Origin of the sequence: Clostridium sp. 1001283B150225_161107_B6 (genome assembly GCF_015556325.1) — a bacterium.
Classification (GTDB): Bacteria; Bacillota; Clostridia; order Lachnospirales; family Lachnospiraceae; genus Enterocloster.
In genome coordinates this window covers 440,969-461,460 of sequence record NZ_JADNMD010000001.1, presented here as the reverse complement: position 1 = coordinate 461,460, position 20,492 = coordinate 440,969, and the positions used below count along the sequence as shown (strand labels likewise).

Below are 20,492 nucleotides of genomic sequence, written 5' to 3'. Positions count from 1 at the left end.
CGATATGACGGTTTATATGTGCGAGGACTGGCTTGAAGGGATTCTATGCGGCGTATACGATGCCTGGGCGGACCCGGCTGGTCATGAAAATGTCCGGCTGGCCGTAAAGGGTGAGTATGAGGAATTGGAGCTTTTTGCAGAGTACAGGGATGTGCCGGTCTGCCCGGAGAAGGCAGAGAAGGTTATCCGTTCCGTGTGCAGAAAGCTTTCCCAGGAGATATACAGGAAGGTGTATACTGCCTCCCTGAGCCAGGACAAAGACCGGGCGGATAAGATATACAGGTTTCTGATAGAGGCGTTCCGGTATGGTCCCTCTGTGCTGGACATGCTTCAGCTGCCGGCCTGTTATGACATATTTGAGCTGTGCCGGAATGTTTACAATGAAAATCATCTCCTCACGGAATTCCTGCGCTTTTCAGAGACACAGGGGGGCATACTGGTGTCACGCATTGGGCCGAAAAACGATGTTATGACCCTTCTGGCGCCTCATTTTGCAGACAGGCTTCCGGAGGAAAACTGGGTCATTTACGATGAGAACCATAAAAGGGCGGCAGTCCATCCCGCAGGCTGTTCCTGGTTTCTGGCAAACCAGCCCCTTGAACCGGAACAGGAGCACAGCGACCAGGGGTGGAGCTGCTGGCTTAAAGAGCGGACAGACGAGGAAACCTATGGGGACATGTGGCGCATGTTCTGCGATACCATTGCCATCAGGGAACGGCATAATCCGGCATGTCAGAGAGCCCATCTGCCCCTGCGTTTCCGGCCTTATATGACGGAGTTTAAAAAATAGCATGGTTCATAGCCGGGACCCATAGCCGGGTTTCATGAATTGGCTTTACGAAAAATAGTCCATATTGCCCTTGTAATTCCGAGCTTCTTTTAGTATAGTGATTATATCTTTCATTCAGGAGGATAGGGTTCTTCCTATCCTGTCTTATGTTTTAATCCGGTACGGTATCGTGCCAAAGTTCCATTTGATTTATGAAAGTATATTACATGAAGAGTACAAGTTGAAAGGGGCGGATGGATGTTTACGCAAATTAACAGCGGAGGAATACGGGCTGTGGAAGGCGTCCTGGTTTCGGTGGAGGCAGATGTGTCTGACGGCCTTCCTGGGTTTTCCATATCAGGACAGCTGGCTTCGGAGGTAAGGGAGTCCCAGGAAAGGGTCAGGACCGCCCTTAAGAATTCGGGGTTTCGGCTTCCGGCTAAAAAGATAACCGTTAACCTGTCTCCGGCGGGCATACGTAAAGGCGGTACTGCCTATGACCTTCCAATTGCTGTGGCTATATTGGGGGCATTTCAAATGGTGAGGACCGATGTGCTGAAGGACAGTATGGTGATTGGAGAACTGGGACTGGACGGCAGGGTAAAGCCTGTAAGCGGAGTGCTTTCCCTGGCATCCATGGCCAGGGAGGAGGGCATCAGAAGGTGTTTCCTGCCCTTGGGTAACGTAGAAGAGGGTCTTGTGATGGAGGGGGTTGATATGGTAGGGGTTGAGTCCCTGAGCCATATGGCAGGCATTCTTAAGGGCGCGTTTTCCGCTAAACCCTGCCGGTCAGCTCTTTACCGGCCTGCGGACAGCCGTCACTGGGAGGCTGCCCCGGATTACAGGGAGGTCAACGGGCAGGCTCTGCTGAGAAGGGCGGCGGAGGTGGCGGCAGCCGGTATGCACGGACTGCTTCTCACCGGCAGCGCCGGAACCGGCAAGACAATGATAGCCAGAAGAATCCCTACCATCCTGCCTGCTCTGACAAGGGAGGAGGATATAGAGATATCCAGAATCTACAGCATATGCGGCCTTCTGCCGGCAGGACGTCCCCTGTTGTCTGAACGGCCGTTCAGAAGTCCTCACCACACCGTAACAGCCAGGGCGCTGGCAGGGGGAGGGATTCCGCCCAGACCAGGAGAACTGTCACTGGCTTCAGGGGGCGTGCTGTTTCTGGATGAACTGCCCCATTTTGGACGCTCTGCGGTGGAGATGCTGAGACAGCCTTTGGAGGAACGGAAAATTACGGTAACCAGGGTGTCCGGCAATTATGAATTCCCGGCGGACTTCATGATGGTGGCTGCCATGAATCTATGCCCCTGCGGTTTTTATCCGGACAGGAACCGCTGCAGCTGTTCGGAGAGCCAAATCAAACGATACCTGGGGCATATATCCAGGCCTATTTTGGAACGGTTCGATATCTGTGCCCAGGCGTCCCCGGTGACCTTTGGGGAATTGAATCCGGTCCAGGGAGAAAATGAGGATTCGGCATCCATCCGGGAACGGGTGGAAGATGCCAGAAAACGGCAGGAACACAGGTTTTCCGGTACAAAGATACGTTTTAACAGCCGCATGGGGATGAAAGAGGTAGAACAGCACTGCAGGCTGGAACCGGAGGAAAGGGCCTTTGCACAGCGGATTTATGAATCAGGAGGCATCAGTGCGAGAAGATACCATAAGGCACTGAAGGTAGCGCGGACCATTGCGGACCTGGAGGACAGCAGGGATATAAGGAAGGAACATCTGGCGGAGGCATTGGGGTATGGGGGACTGGAGGAACAGATATGGGGATAGAGAGCGGAAGGGAGCAGGAATTAAGACAAAATGCAGCATCCGGCCCGGAACCGGATTTAGCGCAAAGACGTGAAAAACAGTACCTGTACTGGTTCACCCGTATTCCAGGCTTTGGGGCAGTGACATTGCGGCGCATATGGGAGCTGGCGGGAAGCTTTGAGCGGGCATATTATATAGAAGGAATGGAATTAAAGAAACTGGGAATCTTACAAAGCGGGGAAAAATGCCGCACCTATGACCGGTGGAAGGAACGGTTTTCCTGCATGACCCAGGAATATGAGCAATTGCAGGAAAAGGGAATCCGTTTTATAACGCCCCTTGACAGGGAATATCCGAACCGGCTTCTGCATATTTATGACTATCCCATGGGACTTTATGTAAAGGGTGGACTGCCGGATGAAAAACGCCCCACTGCAGCCATCATTGGAGCCAGGAACTGTACGGACTACGGCAGACAGGCAGCCGGATACATGGGCAGGGAGCTGGCGAAAGCCGGTGTACAGATTATCAGCGGCCTGGCTCTGGGTATTGACGGAGCAGGGCATGAGGGGGCTATGAAAGGAAATGGAAGGACATACGCAGTTCTTGGATGCGGGGTAAACATCTGCTATCCCAGAAGCAATTACCATCTGTATGATGCCATTCCGTCCCAGGGAGGTATTCTCTCCGAGTTTGGACCGGATGAGGAGCCCCTGGCCAGGAATTTTCCCATGCGAAACCGTATCATAAGCGGTCTTTCAGACGTAATTCTGGTGATGGAGGCCCGGAAAAAAAGCGGTTCTCTCATAACAGCCAGCCTGGGACTGGAGCAGGGAAAAGAGATATTCGCACTGCCGGGCCGGATAACGGACGCCTTGAGCGCGGGGTGCAATGAGCTTATACAGTCAGGGGCAGGGATTTTGACCTGTCCTGAAGATGTACTGGACTATATGGGCATTTTTCACGAAAAAAAGGGGATTAACCGTGAAAAAGACGAGAAGGGACTTGCCAAGATTGAAAAAATGGTGTATAGTTGCCTGGATTCCGAACCCAGACATCTGGAACAGATTATGGTACAGACAGGACTTCCGGCAGGACACTGTATGAGTGCTCTTCTGGAGCTGGAATTGGAAGGATTCGCAGTGAGGACATCGGGTCAGCACTACATGAAAACAATCACATAAGTGTCAGGAGTATGGATATTCTCCGGCAAATGCCGGAGGCATCTCCATTTTGTGAAAATAAAGAACAGGGAGTAAGGAGTTTTACAATGGCGAATTATCTGGTAATTGTGGAGTCACCAGCAAAAGTGAAGACCATCAAGAAGTTTCTGGGCGCCAACTATGAGGTGGATGCATCGGGAGGCCATGTCAGGGACCTTCCAAAGAGCCAGTTGGGATTTGATGCGGAGCATGATTATGAGCCCAAGTACATTACAATCAGAGGAAAGGGAGATGTTCTGGCCAAGCTGCGCAAGGAAGTAAAGAAGGCAGACAAGATTTATCTGGCAACGGACCCTGACCGTGAGGGAGAGGCCATTTCATGGCACCTGATGAAGGCGCTTAAGCTGGATGAGCTTAAGAGCAAGGATGTGTACCGTATCAGTTTTAATGAGATTACAAAGAACGCGGTAAAGACATCCTTTAAGACCCCCAGGGAGCTTGATATGAACCTGGTGAACGCCCAGCAGACAAGAAGGATGCTGGACCGTATGGTGGGTTACCGGATCAGCCCTCTTTTATGGGCAAAGGTCAAGAGGGGATTAAGCGCAGGCCGCGTGCAGTCTGTTGCCCTTCGCATGATTTGCGACCGTGAGGATGAAATCAATGCATTCATTCCTGAGGAATACTGGAATCTGGAGGCAGACCTTCTCATGAAGGGAAGTAAGAAGCCCCTGGTTGCAAAGTATTATGGGACCAGGGATTCTAAGGGCGGCAAGGCAGTCATCCGTAACAAGGAGGAACTGGACCAGATTCTGGGCCAGTTGGAGGGATGCGGCTACGAGGTGGAGGAAGTAAAGAGAGGGGAGCGGGTAAAGAAGGCACCTATCCCATTTACAACCAGTACCCTGCAGCAGGAAGCCTCCAAGGTACTTAACTTTTCCACCCAAAAGACCATGCGTCTGGCCCAGCAGCTCTATGAAGGCGTGGAGGTAAAAGGCAAGGGGACCCTGGGTCTTATCACCTACCTGCGTACGGATTCCACCAGAATCGCAGACGAAGCCGACACAGCAGCCAGGGCATTTGTAAAAGAGCATTACGGCGAGAACTATGTTGCTCAGGGAAGCCAGGCCAAGAAGGAGGGCGTTAAGATACAGGACGCCCATGAGGCCATCCGTCCCACGGACATAACATTGACTCCCACCATTGTAAAAGAATCGCTTCAGAGAGACCTGTTCCGCCTGTACCAGCTGATTTGGAAACGCTTTACAGCCAGCCGTATGGCGCCGGCTGTATATGAAACCACTTCTGTGAAGATAGGAGCAGGCAGCCATCTGTTCACCACATCGGCATCCAAGCTGGATTTTGAAGGCTTCATGTCCGTTTATGTGGAAGCAGATGATGAAGAAGAAAAAAATCAGGTGCTTGGCAACCTGGAAAAGGGAACCATCCTTAAGCTGGAACAGCTGGACCCAAGCCAGCATTTCACCCAGCCGCCGGCCCATTATACGGAGGCATCCCTGGTAAAGGCGCTGGAGGAGCAGGGCATAGGCCGTCCAAGTACCTATGCGCCCACCATAACCACCATCATTGCCAGAAGATACGTGGTGAAGGAAAATAAAAACCTGTACGTGACGGAGCTGGGAGATGTGGTAAACCGCATCATGAAGAATTCCTTCCCAAGCATTGTGGACCCCAACTTTACAGCCAATATGGAATCCCTTCTGGATAAGGTGGCAGACGGTACCGTTGCCTGGAAGACGGTTGTCAGCAACTTCTATCCTGACCTGGACGAGGCGGTTAAAACTGCTGAAAAGGAGCTGGAGTCCGTAAAGATTGCGGATGAGGTATCCGATGTGGTCTGCGACCTGTGCGGACGCCAGATGGTGATTAAGTACGGACCTCACGGCAAGTTCCTGGCATGCCCCGGATTCCCGGAGTGTAAGAACACCAAGCCCTACCTTGAGAAAATCGGGATTCCCTGTCCAAAGTGCGGCAAGGAGCTGGTGCGAAGAAAGACAAAGAAGGGACGCCTTTACTATGGTTGTGAGGCTAGTCCTGACTGCGATTTTATGTCCTGGCAGAAACCTTCCACCCAGAAATGTCCGGTCTGTGGTTCTTATATGGTAGAGAAGGGAAATAAGCTTTTATGCGCCAGCGAGACCTGCGGCTACCGTATGGATAAGGCTGAAAAATAGAAAAATTTGTAAATACAAAAAGGAAAATTATCAAAATCTTAAAATAATCGAAAACTTCAAAAAACTCTTGTTATTGCTTAAAAATTGTGTTAAAATTCTATTATTGGTAGAGTATTTTTGGGCGATATACAATTTGGATAAGGAGGTTTTCGGAGATGAGTGTTCAATTGTTGGACAAAACAAGAAAAATCAACAAGCTATTGCATAACAATAATTCTCATAAAGTTGTTTTTAATGACATCTGTAAAGTACTAAGTGAGATATTGTTATCCAATATCCTGGTAATCAGCAAAAAGGGCAAGGTCCTGGGGGTGAGCATCTGTCCTGGAGTAGATGAGATAGAGGAACTCATCGAAGACCAGGTCGGCGGTTACGTGGATAAGATGCTGAACGAACGTCTTTTAAGCGTATTGTCCACCAAGGAGAACGTAAACCTCGCCACCCTTGGCTTTGCTGAAGAGAATGTGAAGAAGTACCAGGCCATCATTACCCCTATTGATATAGCGGGAGAGAGACTGGGCACGCTCTTCATCTACAAGTCTGATTCCCAGTATGATATCGACGATATCATTTTAAGTGAATACGGAACCACTGTGGTGGGCCTGGAGATGATGCGTTCTGTCAATGAGGAGAATGCAGAGGAGACAAGAAAGGTGCAGATTGTAAAATCTGCCATCAGCACATTGTCCTTCTCCGAACTGGAGGCCATCATCCACATCTTTGAGGAACTGGACGGAAACGAGGGAATTCTGGTAGCCAGTAAGATTGCCGACCGCGTGGGCATTACCCGTTCCGTGATTGTCAATGCGCTCCGCAAGTTTGAAAGCGCCGGTGTCATTGAATCACGCTCCTCGGGCATGAAGGGAACCTATATCAAGGTCCTGAATGACGTGGTGTTTGACGAGCTGAAGACAATCAAGGCGTCCAACTCAAATCTGAAATAGGTAAATCTGAAACAGCTAAAGGACGGCCGGAAGGCAGCCGTATAGATAATGTCAGATAATATATAGGGCAGTTTGCAGGAAAACTTATTAAAAGTGCTTGCAAGCTGCCATATTTTGTGATATATTTGAAAGGCTGACAAAAAACACGTCTGTGGATTCTGCGGGACGGTGCCTGACCAGTAGTTTGGCAGGTCTTCCGGGAAGTGTCAGAAGCAGGCGGAAGAGTCTGAACTCCCATACGCGACGGAGCAGGCTAAAAACCAAATGGAGGTAAATAACATGAGCGTAATTTCTATGAAGCAGTTACTGGAAGCTGGTGTACATTTCGGTCACCAGACAAGGAGATGGAACCCTAAGATGGCTCCATACATCTATACCGAGAGAAACGGTATCTATATCATTGACTTACAGAAGTCCGTAGGCAAGGTAGATGAGGCTTACAAGGCCGTATCCGACATTGCCGCAGACGGCGGCACCATCCTGTTCGTAGGCACCAAGAAGCAGGCCCAGGAAGCCATCAAGGCTGAGGCAGAGCGCTGCGGAATGTACTATGTAAACGAGAGATGGCTGGGCGGCATGCTGACCAACTTCAAGACCATCCAGAGCCGTATCGACAGACTGAAAGAAATCGAGACCATGTCTCAGGACGGAACCTTCGATGTTCTTCCTAAGAAGGAAGTAATCGCCCTGAAGAAGGAGTGGGACAAGTTAGAGAGAAACCTTGGCGGAATCAAGGATATGAAGAGACTGCCTGATGCAATCTTCATCGTTGACCCAAAGAAGGAGCACATCTGCGTACAGGAAGCTCACACACTGGGTATACCGTTAATCGGTATTGTTGATACTAACTGTGACCCGGAAGAACTGGATTATGTAATTCCTGGCAATGATGATGCTATCAGAGCCGTTAAGCTGATTGTTTCCAAGATGGCTGATGCTGTCATCGAGGCAAAGCAGGGTGAAGTTTTAGAGGGCGCAATGGAAATCGAGATTCCTGCCCAGGCTTTCGAGACAGAGGCTGTTGAGGCTTAATTAAAACTTTAAAATTGGAGGAAGATGAAATGGCAGCAGTAACCGCAGCAATGGTAAAAGAGTTAAGAGAGATGACCGGTGCCGGAATGATGGACTGTAAGAAAGCTCTTGCAGCTACTGACGGCGATATGGATAAGGCAGTAGAGTTCTTAAGGGAAAAAGGTCTTGCCGGAGCAGCCAAGAAGGCCGGACGTATTGCAGCTGAAGGCATCGTAGCTACCGCATTAGCTGATGATGAGAAGAAGGCTGTTATCGTAGAGGTTAACGCTGAGACTGACTTTGTTGCCAAGAACGAGAAGTTCCAGACCTATGTTGCAGACGTTGCAGCACAGGCACTTGCCACTTCCGCTAAGGACTTAGATGCATTCATGGAGGAGAGATGGGCTAAGGACGAGTCATTGTCCGTAAAGGAAGCTCTTGCTTCCCAGATTGCAATCATCGGCGAGAACATGAACATCCGCCGCTTTGAGCAGGTTGTGGAGGCAAACGGCTTTGTTGCATCCTATATCCATGCAGGCGGAAAGATTGGCGTACTGGTAGACGTAGAGACCGATGTTGTCAATGACGATATCAAGGATATGGCTAAGAACGTGGCTATGCAGGCAGCAGCCTTAAAGCCAATGTTCACCAGCAGAGACGAAGTAAGCGCTGATTACATTGCAAAGGAGACTGAAATCCTTACCGCTGCAGCTAAGAATGAGAAGCCGGATGCCAATGATAAGATTATCGAGGGAATGGTAAAGGGCCGTATCAACAAAGAGCTGAAGGAAACCTGTCTGTTAGACCAGGTATATGTAAAGGCAGAAGACGGCAAGCAGAGCGTTGCACAGTACGTTGCATCTGTGGCTAAGGCTAACGGCGCTTCCATCAAGGTAAAGAAGTTCGTACGTTTCGAGACCGGCGAAGGTTTAGAGAAGAAGAACGAAGACTTTGCTGCTGAGGTAGCTAAGCAGATGGGAATGTAATCTGTTGTTGTTCTCCCATTGGAAATCGACTGATTCTCCCGTAAAACAGACCGTTTTTGGGAAATAAAAAGAAAAAATAGAGACCTAAAGTATGTTTTTTGCATGCTTTGGGTCTTTTTTACTGTAAAAAGTTATCCATATCCAAAAGGTCCTCATCACTCATGTCATGAACTTCATCAGAGGTCATCCCTTCCGGAGGATTTTGAATATATTGTATGCGAGCTTGTAATTAAAGTGCGTTTTGTGACGCCACAGGAGCGAGATACCAACGCCGCCTTTCGAGACTAAGCAATGGATATGAGGATTCCATTTCAAATCCCTGCCAAAGGTATGGAGGACACAAATGAAGCCGGGAGTAAAACGTTCTGATTTATTATCTTTATGAAACAAGCGAGTGATGACGCTGTTGACAGAAGAAAACAGGCAGTTTAAAAGAGTACGGTCTTGAAGGAAAAGGGGGCGTAGTTCACAGGCGATTGTAAAGACGCAGTGCCGGTGCGGGACATCAATGATTTTAAAGGACATAGAAGTAGTCTTGTCAATGGAATACATGTTACCGCAGGAAGGGCAGAAGCGGGAATGGCATCGAAAAGGAACATATTTGAAATTCCCACAGAAAGGACAGGTATACATGGCACCACCAAAGGCAGGATTACCGCAGAGAATCATTTTTTCTACATTCTCGATGACAGAGTCACGAGGGTGTTGGAGATAAATCATTTCTTCGAAATGGTCAGTAAAAATCGTTTGTAGTATATTCATAAGACTATTATGAAGGAAAACATGACTGGCAGGCAATGAGATAGACGGGGGATTGGCTTTATGGTAGAATATAGGCATAAAAACAGTGGTTATCTCCAGTTCCTCTAAAAGTCGGGATAATCTTTTTGTGCGTCTATATAAAATGCTGGAAAACAAATCAAAGTAGTAAAGGAGACTGACTTATGATTTATGATTACAGTGAAAAGGAGGGGTATGTTTCGCTTTGGATAGGTAAATGTAAAAATTACAATATGGTTGATGAATACCTGTCAACGGTATATTTTGACGATGACTTTAATGGGGACATGGAAAGAGCAGAACAGAGTGATATATGGAAGAATCTGTTTATTCCTGCCAATCGGCATAGAGATTGTGAAAATGAACGGAAGGAACTGTTTAATTATGAGTTTTTTAATCAATTTGAATACGATTTTGGATTATCATTTGATGAAGATTTTCGAGAAGCGTGCGTCCTGGACTACGACACAAAGGATTTTGAAAAATTATTTGACGGATTTTCTGATTGTGAATCGTTCCAGGATAAAGTAAAAGGCTTGGCGAGCTGCCGTTTTTCGGAGTGTAATACGGCAGTTGCTTTATATAATTTCAAATATGATGGCGGCGTTTTAGAAGCTCCTTGTCCTATGTGACTTTACGACATCACATTACAAAAGGATACATAGGCCTAAACAACGTGTTTCAGCTATACTTGAATAAAAAATTTTGCAGCGGCTCGAATGACCCCGAAAAACGATAGGTTGGTGGTGCTGGAAAGTTTGAAGCTGCGATGAAGGTGTTTTCAAGGAGAATCATTATGGACAGTTTTAATTGAAATGTCAAATCCTTGTTTGTCAAGCTTTTAAATTGGAATTTTGTGAGGATGTAATATGTTTAATGATGGAAGAAGTAAAAAAGTTATTTTTATCGCACATTGCCTTTTAAATCAAAACTCTATTTCTGATGGAACGGCGGTTTATCCGGCAGTATTTAGAGATGTTATAGATTTTTTCTTAAATGCTAATATTGGTATTATCCAAATGCCCTGCCCAGAGTTTTGCTGCTTAGGACTTGATAGGGGGAATATTCATGGCGTTGATAGTCCTGTAGTGGTAGAGAATACACGAATACGTTCGGCAATGAAAAGTGACAGCTCGAATGCAAAACTAACAAGGCTGGCTGATTATGTAGTACAACAAATCATAGAATATAAAAAATATGGATTTGAAATTATTGGCATTATTGGAGCAAATCGTTCTCCAAATTGTGGTGTAGAAACAACATCTGACAACAATGCAGAAATCAATGGAATGGGACTGTTTGTAGAAAGAATTTCTTACCAGCTTTTACAAGAAAAAATTTCTATTCCGATGATAGGTATAAAAGGAACTGACAATATACAAGAAAAACTTCAACGGTTTATGACTACAGAATGGTAGAAAATGGATAGAGCGATATTGCACAACTTCCAACTTGTTGGGCAGAAAAATTTGAAGTTGATGAGGAAATATAAAAAATGAAGGATATATTAGTTATACAAGGTGGAGGACGAGCTAATGGTAATACCAGTCAATTGGTAGACGCTTTTATTCGAGGGGCAAAAGAAGCTGGACATTCTGTAGAAAAAATTCCCCTTAATAAAACGGAAGTGAAAGGTTGTATTGGTTGTAATGCTTGTCGTTATGGAAAACCTTGTGTGCAAAAGGATGGATTCAATGAACTTGTACCTAAAATTAAATCTGCAGATTTAATTGTGTTTGCATCTCCATTATTATTTTGGACACTATCTTCTAAAATCAAGGCATTTATTGAGAGATTTTATTGTATCGCAGAAGAAGATTCTAATCCGCCTTTAGGAAGATATGAAAGATATCCAATAAAAGATGCTGCTTTATTGATGACATCAGCCGACAATTTCTTTTGGACATATGAACAAGCAGTATCGTATTACAAATTTGCAATCATAAATTATATTGGTTTTAATGATAAAGGGATGCTACTTGCTGGTGGATGTGGTGACACAAATGGAAAACCACAAATTGATAAAACAAACCATCTTATAGAGGCCTACGATTTTGGAAAAAACATTTATAAGGAATAGTATAGTTCCCGATTTTTATGCACACGAGGCAGAGCTTGAGTGGCTTACTGGCGGTTTTCCGCAACCGTTAGAAACAATAAAGGAGTAATGTGGTTGACCGTTGTAATTTGCCAGACGGCTATGATGTAAATACGTACGACCTTTTTCAAGGAATACCTACTAAAATATTGTATGGTAATGAATGTATAGATATTGGCGGTAGGAAGATTGATGTATTGCATACGCCCGGACACGCGCCAGGGCATATGTGCTTTTGGGGAAAAGAAAAGGGCTATCTCAATACGGGTGATTTGGTTTACAAAGACACACTAACAGCGTGGTTTACGTCCACTGACCCCAATGCCTATTTGCAATCGCTTGAAAAGATTGCAAAATTACATGCAAAGCGGATATTCCCCGCACATCATTCGCTTGCCATTCAACCGGAAATTGTAATTCGTATACGAGACGCTTTTAGAAAACTCAAGACAGGCGGACAACTTCATCATGGTAGCGGAACTTTCAGCTATGGTGATTGGTCAATCTGACTGTAAGTCAAATCCTTGTTGGTCAAGTTTTTAAATTGGAATTTGCCGAGATGGAAACATGAATTGGGGGGAGAGCTTATGGTGACTAGAATAGACGAGTTTATAAAGAAATTTATGAGTACATTGATGGAAGAGGATAAACTAAATGGAAGTGCATTTCAGGAATTATTGAATAATATCAGGGAGAGTTTTCAGTTAGATGTTGTGTATACACTAGAGAAGATTTCTCTTGAAAGAGAATTTGTATTTCGATTTATGAGTGTTAGTAAACCAGAATATAATACGGTAGGACAGGTAATTCAGCTTCCTCCGGACGCATATGAAGATGCAATCCATATGTACGATAATCAGCGTGTATGTGGTTATAATGTTAAGGATTCAGAGCAGTATGCCATTTCAGATAATGTACTCCATTATGGATATGTCCGATGCAATAATCAGATATATGATGGTTCCATTGGTTTTCAGCAATTCAAAAAGCATATATGGTCTGAAGAGGAAAAAGAGGCGTTAATCAAGCTAGGGCGAGTGTATGGGCTTATTTTCAATAAAGAATTGGCAAGTGAACTCAATGATAATTTGTTTGAATCTTTGCGTGCAGGAGAGGTGATGAAGTATAAAGCAGAACACGATGCTCTGACTGGCGTTCTAAATAGAAGCGGCTTTGATAACGTGACGTATCTTCTTGAAAATGAGCAGTTTCCGCTGGCCTTTGCTCTTGTGGATGTGGATTCTTTCAAATCCGTTAATGATACCTATGGACATGAAATCGGAGATAAAATACTATTTAAAACGTCAAAGATTCTAAGCAGTTCATTCCGTTCATCTGATATCGTGTCCAGAATCGGAGGAGATGAGTTTGCCATAATATTGAATAATTTAACATACGATAAGAAAGACTTCATAACAAGAAAAATCAAACAGATAAACGATAGATTGAAAAACCCGATTGATAAGCTGCCGCCCGTATCATTATCAGTAGGAGTCGCTTTTTCTACACATGGATATTCAAAGGAACTGTTTCATCATGCGGATTGTGCGTTGTATGAAACAAAAAGAAACGGAAAAAGTGGCTGCAGTTTTTATGAACCACAAATGGATAAACACGCTAGATAATGCTATGGCAGACAGTCGTGCCCAATGGGTAGTTTTGAGGTTGAACAAAGCGAATTCCAGCTTGTCAGGTAGAAAAATTGGAAGTTAAGCGTGTTGGAAAAAAATAATTTTATCAACGAGGGAATTTCAAGATATTATTTAAATATCAATGGCGTTTGGGAAGACCATATCCACATGGTAAAGATAAATTATGCCATGCATTAAATCCCAGCTTGTCGGGTAGAAAAATTTGAATTTGTGAGGCTATCTATGAAAACACTTTATTTAATTGGCGGAACGATGGGAGTTGGCAAAACAACAGTAAGCCAACAGTTAAAAAGAGATTTGAATAAAAGCGTATTCCTTGATGGTGATTGGTGTTGGGATGCCAGTCCATTTCAAGTGACCGATGAAACTAAAGCGATGGTAGTACGCAATATTTGTTATTTGCTGAATAGTTTTATTCACTGTTCTGTTTATGAAAATGTCATTTTTTGTTGGGTAATGCACGAGCAATCTATTATTGACAGCATTTTAAACGAACTTGATACAGAAAATTGCATGGTTAAGATAATCTCACTGACTGTCGATGAAATGAATCTGCAAAACAGATTAAGGGCAGATGTGGCACGAGAGGTTCGCACCGCTGATGTTATTGATAGAAGTGTTGCAAGAATTTCTATGTATCAAGTTCTTGATACGATAAAAATTGAAACAAGCAATAAAACCGTTCGTGAAATAGTGGATAAAATAATGGCGCTTTAATACCGACAACTTCCAGGTTGTAGAACTAAAAATATGAATTTGTAAAGGAGCGTGTGAATGTGTTGGAGTGTGTTTGTGGCGGAATAATATTCCTTGGGTTAGGAATGTTTATCTTTTTGAAGCCACATTTGGTTTGGAAATTAACAGAAGAATGGAAATCTTATCGTGCAGATGAACCGTCTGACATCTATTTAAAAAGTACAAAATTTGGCGGTATTTTGTTTGCTCTATTAGGAGCCATAATGATTATGCTACCGTTGATTTTGGAGTGACAACTTCAAGCTTATCGGGCAGAAAAATTGGAAGTTGTAAAGGAGTAAAATACTTGGAATTTAGTGAAAAATTAAAAGAACTTAGAAAGAATAGAGGACTGACGCAAGAAGAACTTGCAAACGATTTATATGTATCAAGAACCGCAATTTCAAAATGGGAGTCTGGAAAAGGCTATCCGAATATTGATTCTTTGAAGGTAATCTCGAAATATTTTTCCGTATCATTGGATGAGTTGCTTTCCAATGAGGAACTGCTGGACGTGGCCGAAAACGAGCAGAAAGTAAAGGAACAGAAAAATAGAGATATTATTTATGGGACATTGGATTGCAGTTTGATTATGTTTTTCTTCTTGCCTTTTTTTGGACAGAACATAAATGGTGTGATACAGGAGGTTTCACTTTTAAATTTTATCGAAGTTAATTCATATATAAAAGTCCCTTATATAATTGGAATTGTTGCTATTGTAGTTTTAGGAATATTTACATTGGCGTTACAGAACTGCAATAAGGTGATATGGGTTAAGAATAATTCTAAATTATCATTGATACTAAGTACGGTATTAGCTTTTTTCTTTATCATGAGTACGCAGCCATATGCTGCTGGATTCACATTACTTTTCTTGATTATAAAGGCGATAATGCTGATAAAATGGGAATGACACGAATCGTATCTTGTATGTGACAAAGCAATTCTTTTGTTTTTTAACTTCTTTTGTTAGTGTTAGTTTAGGTGCTGAGCCAAAATAAAAACGAAAAGGAAGTAACAAAATGAAAACAAAGAAAAATGTACGAATCACTTTAACTGCTTTTATTGCATTTGTATTATGGACGGTGGCAATCACAAAAATTGATTTGCAAGCAATTGGACCAAGAGGAACTGTTGTTGGATTTGCAACATTAAATGATGCATTCCATAAAATGACTGGGGTGCATTTGTGGTATTATGAGGTTACGGATTGGTTAGGGCTTGTTGCTATTGTATTTGTACTTGGATTTGGAGTATTAGGATTAATTCAATTGATAAGACGTAGAAATTTGTTCAAGGTAGATTCAGATATAATAATACTTGGGGTCTTTTATATTCTTGTAATAATTGGGTATGTGGTTTTTGAAGAGTTTGCTATTAATTATAGACCAGTTATCATCGAAGGCAGGCTAGAGTCTTCTTATCCATCATCAACAACGTTGTTAATACTTTGTGTAATGCCGACAGCAATCCTTCAGTTAAAAAATCGCATTAAAAGTGTAGTAGTTAAAAATATAATAGTTTTAGTGATTTCGGTGTTCACATTATTTATGGTGGTAGGAAGAACCATATCAGGGGTTCATTGGCTGACCGATATTATTGGTGGAATATTATTGAGTATATCATTAGTTATGTTATATAGGACATTAATTACGGAATTTAAGCATTAAAGGTGCTAAATGCTCAAATCCCAATTTGATAGGTAGAAAATTTGAATTTGAGGGAGATTAAATAAGAAATGGATTCGATAGAAAATACAAATAAAAGCTATTTTGAATGCTTTGCTTTTGGCGATAGTCCCGAAATGGCGGATGAACTTTTGGCGCTGGTACTTACCGGAAAGAAAACTGCAACAGTCTCCGTTGTATTGGAGGACGAACAGACCCCAAGTGTTGGCGATTTATCGCTTGTACTCGATGGGCGCGGCAATCCAGCCTGTGTGATAAAGACGGTGTATCTTGATACGGTCAAGTTTTGCGATTTAACCTGGAATATGGTCAAACTTGAGGGTGAGGACGAAAACTTTGAACAATGGAAGTCGGGCAATATACGTTATTGGACACGAGACGCTGCCAGGCGCGGTTATACTTTTACCAATCAAACACCTATTACGTTTGAGCGTTTTGAAGTTGTTGAGGTGCTGTAACGAATAAAAGAGGTAACACTCTGCACAAAAGCCTTTAGGAATGTCAACTCCCAGGTTGTCGGGTAGAAAAATTTGAATCTGCGTAGGAGGTGTCGTTTATAGAAAAGTTTATATGGTCAAAAACGAATTACAAACTTATGCTTGGAAAATGGAAAATTGGAATTATACTTGAAGCGGGCTTTTTTTAATGCGAATGATGATTTGGTTTTAAATATTCTAGCAAAGTCGGTTCGAGTATTTGAAGTGGAAGAAGATGCTGTTTCTATTTGTGACGAATGTGGAAGTGAATTTATAAAATTAAGTTCTAAAATGGCGGCGTTGTGCCCCAAATGTACGCATGTTCTGTATGGCTACCAAAATTGTATCCATACTTTCAAAAATGGGAGATGTATATATTGTTATTGGGACGGAAGTCAAAGTGAATATATAAAGTATCTAAACCACAACGATTAAATTGACAAATTTCAGTTTGCAGAGGCAAATAGTTAAAAGGGCGCCGGATGTTAATTATCTGGCACCCTTTACTTATCTGGAGTTATTTTTAATGTTATGGAGTCAATACGTAAGCGTCAAATCGTAAACGCTCCATAGCCAGTACCCTTCCACAAAATCAAAACATTTGAGAAAATATACTTCAGTATTAAGTCAAGACCACCGGCTAAGCCGGTGGTCTTGACTCCGGATACTATTAATACTCCATAATACCATAATTTTACAATAATAACAAAAGAAGAGGGGCTGGGAACGCAGTCAGAGGAGGAATGGGACTGGCGGATATTATTGCGGCCAGACTCTGTGCTGAAATCTTTTCAATGCAGTTTTTAATGCCTCATTGATGTGGCTTTAAAAAACTCCTTGCATACAAAGGAAAAATCTGTCATAATATCATCAGAATTTGTTTACAGAAGAAGGGGTTCCATATGGACTATTTGTATTGCATGCCTGATTTGAACAACACCAGGGAAAACTGTGAGAAGATACATAACATACTGGCAAGGATGTCAGAACGGTATAAACTGAACATTGTACCGGAGCCAGTGAAGGCAAAGTATTTCAACGGCCTGGATTACTACAAGAAATACCGTATTTATAAGGAAATCCGGGAAATGGGAGGCAACAGCGGAGAGGCATACCTCCAGGCAGATGAGAAAGAGATGATTCTCAGCGTATGTAAGAACCAGCAGGAGCAGGAGCTTATGAAAAGCTGTATTTATGCCTATTGTTATCCGGCGCAGATGGTGCTTAAATCCTTTAATGACAGGGATAAAAAGAAATAACCGGCTGGCAGGACGGACAGAGAGAGGGATGGATGGTTTATCTGACCTCTCTTTTTTGAATGGACATATCATTACAGCTGAAAGAGAGAAGGAAATTGGTTTCAGTGTATACCAAATATATTGTCATGCCTGCCTATGGTATTATCATTGCTCCTTCTGCCGGGAATCACAATCCCAATTGGCCCCTGTGCCCTGCATGCTCAAATCCACATAACGCAGTCCGGGAAGAGAAGATGATAAAAGGCCGGGGAGGGGATTCGTCCAGGTTTTGCAGTGGTCCAGAATAATGGCATCACTGGTGATGACATACTCCTGTTCCTTTAGGACTGCATCGGCATTGGGAACCAGGTGTACCTGGCAATCCAGGCTGTTTTCCGCCGCAGTGTCCAGTATCAGGCTTTTCAGCCGGCCTGAGTTGGACACGGGGCTGTCCAGGTAGAAGAAAGCCTTTTTTGCCTCCAGCTCCTTCAGCCGGCACATCAAAAGACCAATGGCTTCATGGGTTTTGTCAATGATTCGGTATGTTCCCCGAAGTCCGGCCAAATCCCGGATTGTGCCATCCATGCATTTGAGAAGGGTGGATCCTGAAAGGGCGATTTCCAGGGTGATGATAATATTGAAGCCGTCTATGTGAACTTCCTTTCCCGTAACAGGACCTGGGATTTCCCTGCTCCTGCGTGCGGCCACTGCCTGACGGGAGGAGGTTGCACGCACCAGCGCCAGGCGCTGCCGTTCGGAGAGCAGATAGTGATTTCCTGTAAATACAGAGGCGTTTTTTATGGGATAGCCCCGCTCAATCAGGTAGAGCAGGTCTGCCTGGGCAAGACGCAGCCTGCCCAGACTGTCCTCCCTGTAAAAGAATGCTTCATCTTCCGGCACATAGCCGCGTCTGACCTGTTCCATATCAGTTCTCCTTTTCATACAAGCTGCTTATAGTATAAAATAATTGGGAAGGAATTACAATCTTAAGTATGTTATACTATATCCAGGCGCGGCATGATATAATACAGATAGCAAAATAAGAATATTACAGATAGAGGATACAGTCATGTTATACCAAATTTCAAACGGAACCGTATCAGTGGGAGGCGGGGTGATTCTCTCCCACATTGATTTTGAGATACACGGCAATGAAAAGATAGCAGTGGTGGGAAGAAACGGAGCTGGAAAGACCACCCTGTTAAAGCTTGTGTCAGGGGAACTTTCCCTGGACCGGGATGACAGACGCCGGGGACCGGGAATCCGGTGTTCCCGCCAGCTCACTGTGGGAATGCTGTCCCAGCAGGCGTTTAAGGACGGAAACAGGACCGTGGAGGAGGAGCTTCTGGAGGCCTGTCCCTGCCGGGACACCTTTGAGCGGGAACGGTTTGAATACGAGCGTGAGTACGATACCCTTTTTACCGGTTTCGGATTTCCAAAGGAAGATAAGAAAAAGCCCATTAGCCGGTTTTCAGGCGGAGAACAGACCAAGATAGCCTTAATCCGTCTGCTTCTTCAAAAGCCGGATATATTGCTGCTGGATGAGCCTACCAACCATCTGGATATGGAGACAGCCGGATGGCTGGAACAGTATATGAAGCATTACCCAAAGGCAGTGGTAATGGTATCCCATGACCGTTTTTTCCTGGACCAGGTTGCGGATGTTGTCTATGAGCTGTCCGGAAAATCACTGAGGCGCTATCCGGGCAATTATACCCATTACCGGGAAGAAAAGCTGAAACAGATTCGGATTCAAAAAAAGGCGTATGAACGCCAGCAGGAGGAGCTGGACCGTCTGGAACATCTGGTGGAACGCTTTAAACACAAACCAAACAAAGCTGCATTTGCCAGGGCAAAGCGGAAGACCATGGAACATATGGAACGGGTGGAAAAACCTCAGGAGGATGATGTTCATATTTTTACAGGTGAGATTAATCCTCTGATACCTGGCAGCAAGTGGGTGTTCACATCCGAACACCTGAAAATCGGCTATGAGAAACCGCTGCTTGAAATTACAATGCGCATACGGCGCGGACAGAAGATTGCCCTTTTGGGACCCAATGGAGCAGGAAAAACTACATTTTTAAAAACCATAGCAGGTTTCCTGCCAGCGCTGGAAGGAATTTATTCCCTTGGAAACCAGACCACTATTGGATATTTTGACCAGCACAGCGGAGCTATCCGGTCGGAGCAGACAGTGCTGGAGCATTTTTCAGCCCAGTTCCCCTCTTTGACTGAGAAGGAGGCCAGGAGCATTCTTGGAGCTTATCTGTTTTGGGGAAGAGACGCCCAGAAGAGGGTCAGCTCTCTTTCCGGCGGTGAAAAGGCAAGGCTTGTGCTGGCTGAACTTTTGCAGAGCCGGCCTAATTTTCTGGTTCTGGACGAGCCTACCAACCATATGGATATTCAGGCAAAGGAGACACTGGAATCCGCATTCCGGGCTTATAAGGGAACTGTTTTATTTGTATCGCACGACAGGTACTTTATACAGCAGGTTGCAGATGCAGTGATGATATTTGAAAACCAGTCCGTAATGTATTATCCTTTTGGATATGAGCACTATCTGGAGCGGAAGTCCAGGGAGGAACAGGGCGGTTCCATGGCAGCGCAGATAAGGGCCGAGGAACAGGCCCTGATAGCAGGCATCCGCGCCGTGCCAAAAGCAGAACGCCACCGGTTAAGGGAAATACCGGAGGAAGATGCATACAGGGAGTGGAAAATGGGTCTGGCCGCCCAGCGCCTGGAGCCTGCCGGAAAGGCAGTGGAATATTTGGCGGGACAGGTGACGGAACTGCGGTCCGTGTGGCAGGATTCCGGAGAATACTGGAATGGCGGAGTATGGGCGCAGATGGATGAATATGAAGACCAATGCCAGTGTCTGAAACAGGCCTGGGAGGAATGGCACCGGGCCTGTATGGAATGGCTGGAAACAGCTCTGGAGGTGGGGATTCTGTAGACAGAAGCCAATGTACCGGAAGGTAATG

The 20,492-nt window shown here is 44.5% G+C and carries 19 protein-coding genes and 2 pseudogenes; 20 read left to right on the top strand and 1 reads right to left on the bottom strand.

Annotated features, from left to right (window positions below; genetic code table 11):
- Positions 1 to 4: 4 nt before the first annotated feature.
- The 19 genes and pseudogenes from I2H39_RS02165 (at position 5) to I2H39_RS02080 (ending at position 17,529) form a co-directional block, all read left to right on the top strand.
- Positions 5 to 790, top strand: a complete 786-nt coding sequence (locus tag I2H39_RS02165; RefSeq protein WP_195625705.1) for a TIGR03915 family putative DNA repair protein — start codon at positions 5 to 7, stop codon at positions 788 to 790.
- A 237-nt stretch (positions 791 to 1,027) separates the two neighbouring features.
- Positions 1,028 to 2,563 carry a YifB family Mg chelatase-like AAA ATPase gene (locus I2H39_RS02160; protein ID WP_195625704.1) on the top strand — a complete coding sequence of 512 codons (1,536 nt, stop codon included), beginning with the start codon at positions 1,028 to 1,030 and terminating at the stop codon, positions 2,561 to 2,563.
- Positions 2,554 to 3,726, top strand: a complete 1,173-nt coding sequence (gene dprA, locus I2H39_RS02155; RefSeq protein ID WP_195625703.1) for a DNA-processing protein DprA — start codon at positions 2,554 to 2,556, stop codon at positions 3,724 to 3,726. Before I2H39_RS02160 ends, dprA begins: the two co-directional genes overlap by 10 nt.
- Before the next feature lie 86 nt (positions 3,727 to 3,812).
- Positions 3,813 to 5,900: a type I DNA topoisomerase gene (gene topA / locus I2H39_RS02150; RefSeq protein WP_138311084.1), complete on the top strand. Its 2,088-nt coding sequence runs from the start codon at positions 3,813 to 3,815 to the stop codon at positions 5,898 to 5,900.
- Positions 5,901 to 6,055: 155 nt separating this feature from the next.
- On the top strand, positions 6,056 to 6,844 hold the full coding sequence (codY, locus tag I2H39_RS02145; RefSeq protein ID WP_138311083.1) for a GTP-sensing pleiotropic transcriptional regulator CodY: 789 nt from the start codon (positions 6,056 to 6,058) through the stop codon (positions 6,842 to 6,844).
- Between the two features lie 279 nt (positions 6,845 to 7,123).
- Positions 7,124 to 7,876, top strand: coding sequence for a 30S ribosomal protein S2 (gene rpsB, locus I2H39_RS02140; protein WP_171042715.1), 753 nt, complete (start codon positions 7,124 to 7,126; stop codon positions 7,874 to 7,876).
- A 29-nt stretch (positions 7,877 to 7,905) separates the two neighbouring features.
- The gene (gene tsf, locus I2H39_RS02135) at positions 7,906 to 8,841 is read left to right on the top strand and encodes a translation elongation factor Ts (protein WP_138311081.1); all 936 of its coding nucleotides are present in this window, start codon (positions 7,906 to 7,908) and stop codon (positions 8,839 to 8,841) included.
- 944 nt (positions 8,842 to 9,785) lie between these two features.
- On the top strand, positions 9,786 to 10,253 hold the full coding sequence (locus I2H39_RS02125; RefSeq protein ID WP_195625701.1) for an immunity 22 family protein: 468 nt from the start codon (positions 9,786 to 9,788) through the stop codon (positions 10,251 to 10,253).
- Between the two features lie 237 nt (positions 10,254 to 10,490).
- Positions 10,491 to 11,039: a CD3072 family TudS-related putative desulfidase gene (locus tag I2H39_RS02120; RefSeq protein ID WP_195625700.1), complete on the top strand. Its 549-nt coding sequence runs from the start codon at positions 10,491 to 10,493 to the stop codon at positions 11,037 to 11,039.
- A gap of 77 nt (positions 11,040 to 11,116) precedes the next feature.
- Positions 11,117 to 11,701, top strand: a complete 585-nt coding sequence (locus I2H39_RS02115) for a flavodoxin family protein (protein ID WP_195625699.1) — start codon at positions 11,117 to 11,119, stop codon at positions 11,699 to 11,701.
- 7 nt (positions 11,702 to 11,708) lie between these two features.
- Positions 11,709 to 12,228: pseudogene (locus I2H39_RS02110) on the top strand (MBL fold metallo-hydrolase); the annotation flags it as partial.
- A gap of 78 nt (positions 12,229 to 12,306) precedes the next feature.
- A complete protein-coding gene (locus tag I2H39_RS02105; protein WP_138311076.1) occupies positions 12,307 to 13,344 on the top strand; it encodes a GGDEF domain-containing protein in 1,038 nt (345 codons plus the stop codon).
- 249 nt (positions 13,345 to 13,593) lie between these two features.
- Positions 13,594 to 14,088 carry an AAA family ATPase gene (locus tag I2H39_RS02100; RefSeq protein WP_138311075.1) on the top strand — a complete coding sequence of 165 codons (495 nt, stop codon included), beginning with the start codon at positions 13,594 to 13,596 and terminating at the stop codon, positions 14,086 to 14,088.
- A gap of 53 nt (positions 14,089 to 14,141) precedes the next feature.
- Positions 14,142 to 14,360 (top strand): DUF6199 family natural product biosynthesis protein, encoded by a 219-nt coding sequence (locus I2H39_RS29590; protein WP_240305483.1) that lies wholly within the window; start codon positions 14,142 to 14,144, stop codon positions 14,358 to 14,360.
- A gap of 53 nt (positions 14,361 to 14,413) precedes the next feature.
- Positions 14,414 to 15,019 (top strand): helix-turn-helix transcriptional regulator, encoded by a 606-nt coding sequence (locus tag I2H39_RS02095; RefSeq protein WP_138311073.1) that lies wholly within the window; start codon positions 14,414 to 14,416, stop codon positions 15,017 to 15,019.
- Between the two features lie 109 nt (positions 15,020 to 15,128).
- A complete protein-coding gene (locus I2H39_RS02090; RefSeq protein ID WP_195625698.1) occupies positions 15,129 to 15,776 on the top strand; it encodes a phosphatase PAP2 family protein in 648 nt (215 codons plus the stop codon).
- A 68-nt stretch (positions 15,777 to 15,844) separates the two neighbouring features.
- Positions 15,845 to 16,252 (top strand): ASCH domain-containing protein, encoded by a 408-nt coding sequence (locus I2H39_RS02085; RefSeq protein ID WP_138311071.1) that lies wholly within the window; start codon positions 15,845 to 15,847, stop codon positions 16,250 to 16,252.
- Positions 16,253 to 16,495: 243 nt separating this feature from the next.
- Positions 16,496 to 16,684, top strand: a pseudogene (locus tag I2H39_RS29585) (hypothetical protein); the annotation flags it as partial.
- 488 nt (positions 16,685 to 17,172) lie between these two features.
- Positions 17,173 to 17,529: a hypothetical protein gene (locus I2H39_RS02080; protein WP_138310243.1), complete on the top strand. Its 357-nt coding sequence runs from the start codon at positions 17,173 to 17,175 to the stop codon at positions 17,527 to 17,529.
- Between the two features lie 144 nt (positions 17,530 to 17,673).
- Here I2H39_RS02080 and I2H39_RS02075 read toward each other — a convergent pair whose 3' ends face one another.
- Positions 17,674 to 18,432, bottom strand: a complete 759-nt coding sequence (locus I2H39_RS02075) for a DUF434 domain-containing protein (RefSeq protein WP_195625697.1) — start codon at positions 18,430 to 18,432, stop codon at positions 17,674 to 17,676.
- A gap of 145 nt (positions 18,433 to 18,577) precedes the next feature.
- Between I2H39_RS02075 and I2H39_RS02070 the strand changes: the two genes are divergently transcribed.
- The gene (locus I2H39_RS02070; RefSeq protein ID WP_195625696.1) at positions 18,578 to 20,464 is read left to right on the top strand and encodes an ABC-F family ATP-binding cassette domain-containing protein; all 1,887 of its coding nucleotides are present in this window, start codon (positions 18,578 to 18,580) and stop codon (positions 20,462 to 20,464) included.
- The last annotated feature ends 28 nt before the right edge of the window (positions 20,465 to 20,492 follow it).

What these genes read in the sequence shown, in the direction of transcription:
- I2H39_RS02165 (WP_195625705.1), top strand. Translation starts at nt 5, where the DNA reads ATGACGGTTTATATGTGCGAGGACTGGCTTGAAGGGATTCTATGCGGC.
- I2H39_RS02160 (WP_195625704.1), top strand. Translation starts at nt 1,028, where the DNA reads ATGTTTACGCAAATTAACAGCGGAGGAATACGGGCTGTGGAAGGCGTC.
- dprA (WP_195625703.1), top strand. Translation starts at nt 2,554, where the DNA reads ATGGGGATAGAGAGCGGAAGGGAGCAGGAATTAAGACAAAATGCAGCA.
- topA (WP_138311084.1), top strand. Translation starts at nt 3,813, where the DNA reads ATGGCGAATTATCTGGTAATTGTGGAGTCACCAGCAAAAGTGAAGACC.
- codY (WP_138311083.1), top strand. Translation starts at nt 6,056, where the DNA reads ATGAGTGTTCAATTGTTGGACAAAACAAGAAAAATCAACAAGCTATTG.
- rpsB (WP_171042715.1), top strand. Translation starts at nt 7,124, where the DNA reads ATGAGCGTAATTTCTATGAAGCAGTTACTGGAAGCTGGTGTACATTTC.
- tsf (WP_138311081.1), top strand. Translation starts at nt 7,906, where the DNA reads ATGGCAGCAGTAACCGCAGCAATGGTAAAAGAGTTAAGAGAGATGACC.
- I2H39_RS02125 (WP_195625701.1), top strand. Translation starts at nt 9,786, where the DNA reads ATGATTTATGATTACAGTGAAAAGGAGGGGTATGTTTCGCTTTGGATA.
- I2H39_RS02120 (WP_195625700.1), top strand. Translation starts at nt 10,491, where the DNA reads ATGTTTAATGATGGAAGAAGTAAAAAAGTTATTTTTATCGCACATTGC.
- I2H39_RS02115 (WP_195625699.1), top strand. Translation starts at nt 11,117, where the DNA reads ATGAAGGATATATTAGTTATACAAGGTGGAGGACGAGCTAATGGTAAT.
- I2H39_RS02105 (WP_138311076.1), top strand. Translation starts at nt 12,307, where the DNA reads ATGGTGACTAGAATAGACGAGTTTATAAAGAAATTTATGAGTACATTG.
- I2H39_RS02100 (WP_138311075.1), top strand. Translation starts at nt 13,594, where the DNA reads ATGAAAACACTTTATTTAATTGGCGGAACGATGGGAGTTGGCAAAACA.
- I2H39_RS02090 (WP_195625698.1), top strand. Translation starts at nt 15,129, where the DNA reads ATGAAAACAAAGAAAAATGTACGAATCACTTTAACTGCTTTTATTGCA.
- I2H39_RS02085 (WP_138311071.1), top strand. Translation starts at nt 15,845, where the DNA reads ATGGATTCGATAGAAAATACAAATAAAAGCTATTTTGAATGCTTTGCT.
- I2H39_RS02080 (WP_138310243.1), top strand. Translation starts at nt 17,173, where the DNA reads ATGGACTATTTGTATTGCATGCCTGATTTGAACAACACCAGGGAAAAC.
- I2H39_RS02075 (WP_195625697.1), bottom strand. Translation starts at nt 18,432, where the DNA reads ATGGAACAGGTCAGACGCGGCTATGTGCCGGAAGATGAAGCATTCTTT.
- I2H39_RS02070 (WP_195625696.1), top strand. Translation starts at nt 18,578, where the DNA reads ATGTTATACCAAATTTCAAACGGAACCGTATCAGTGGGAGGCGGGGTG.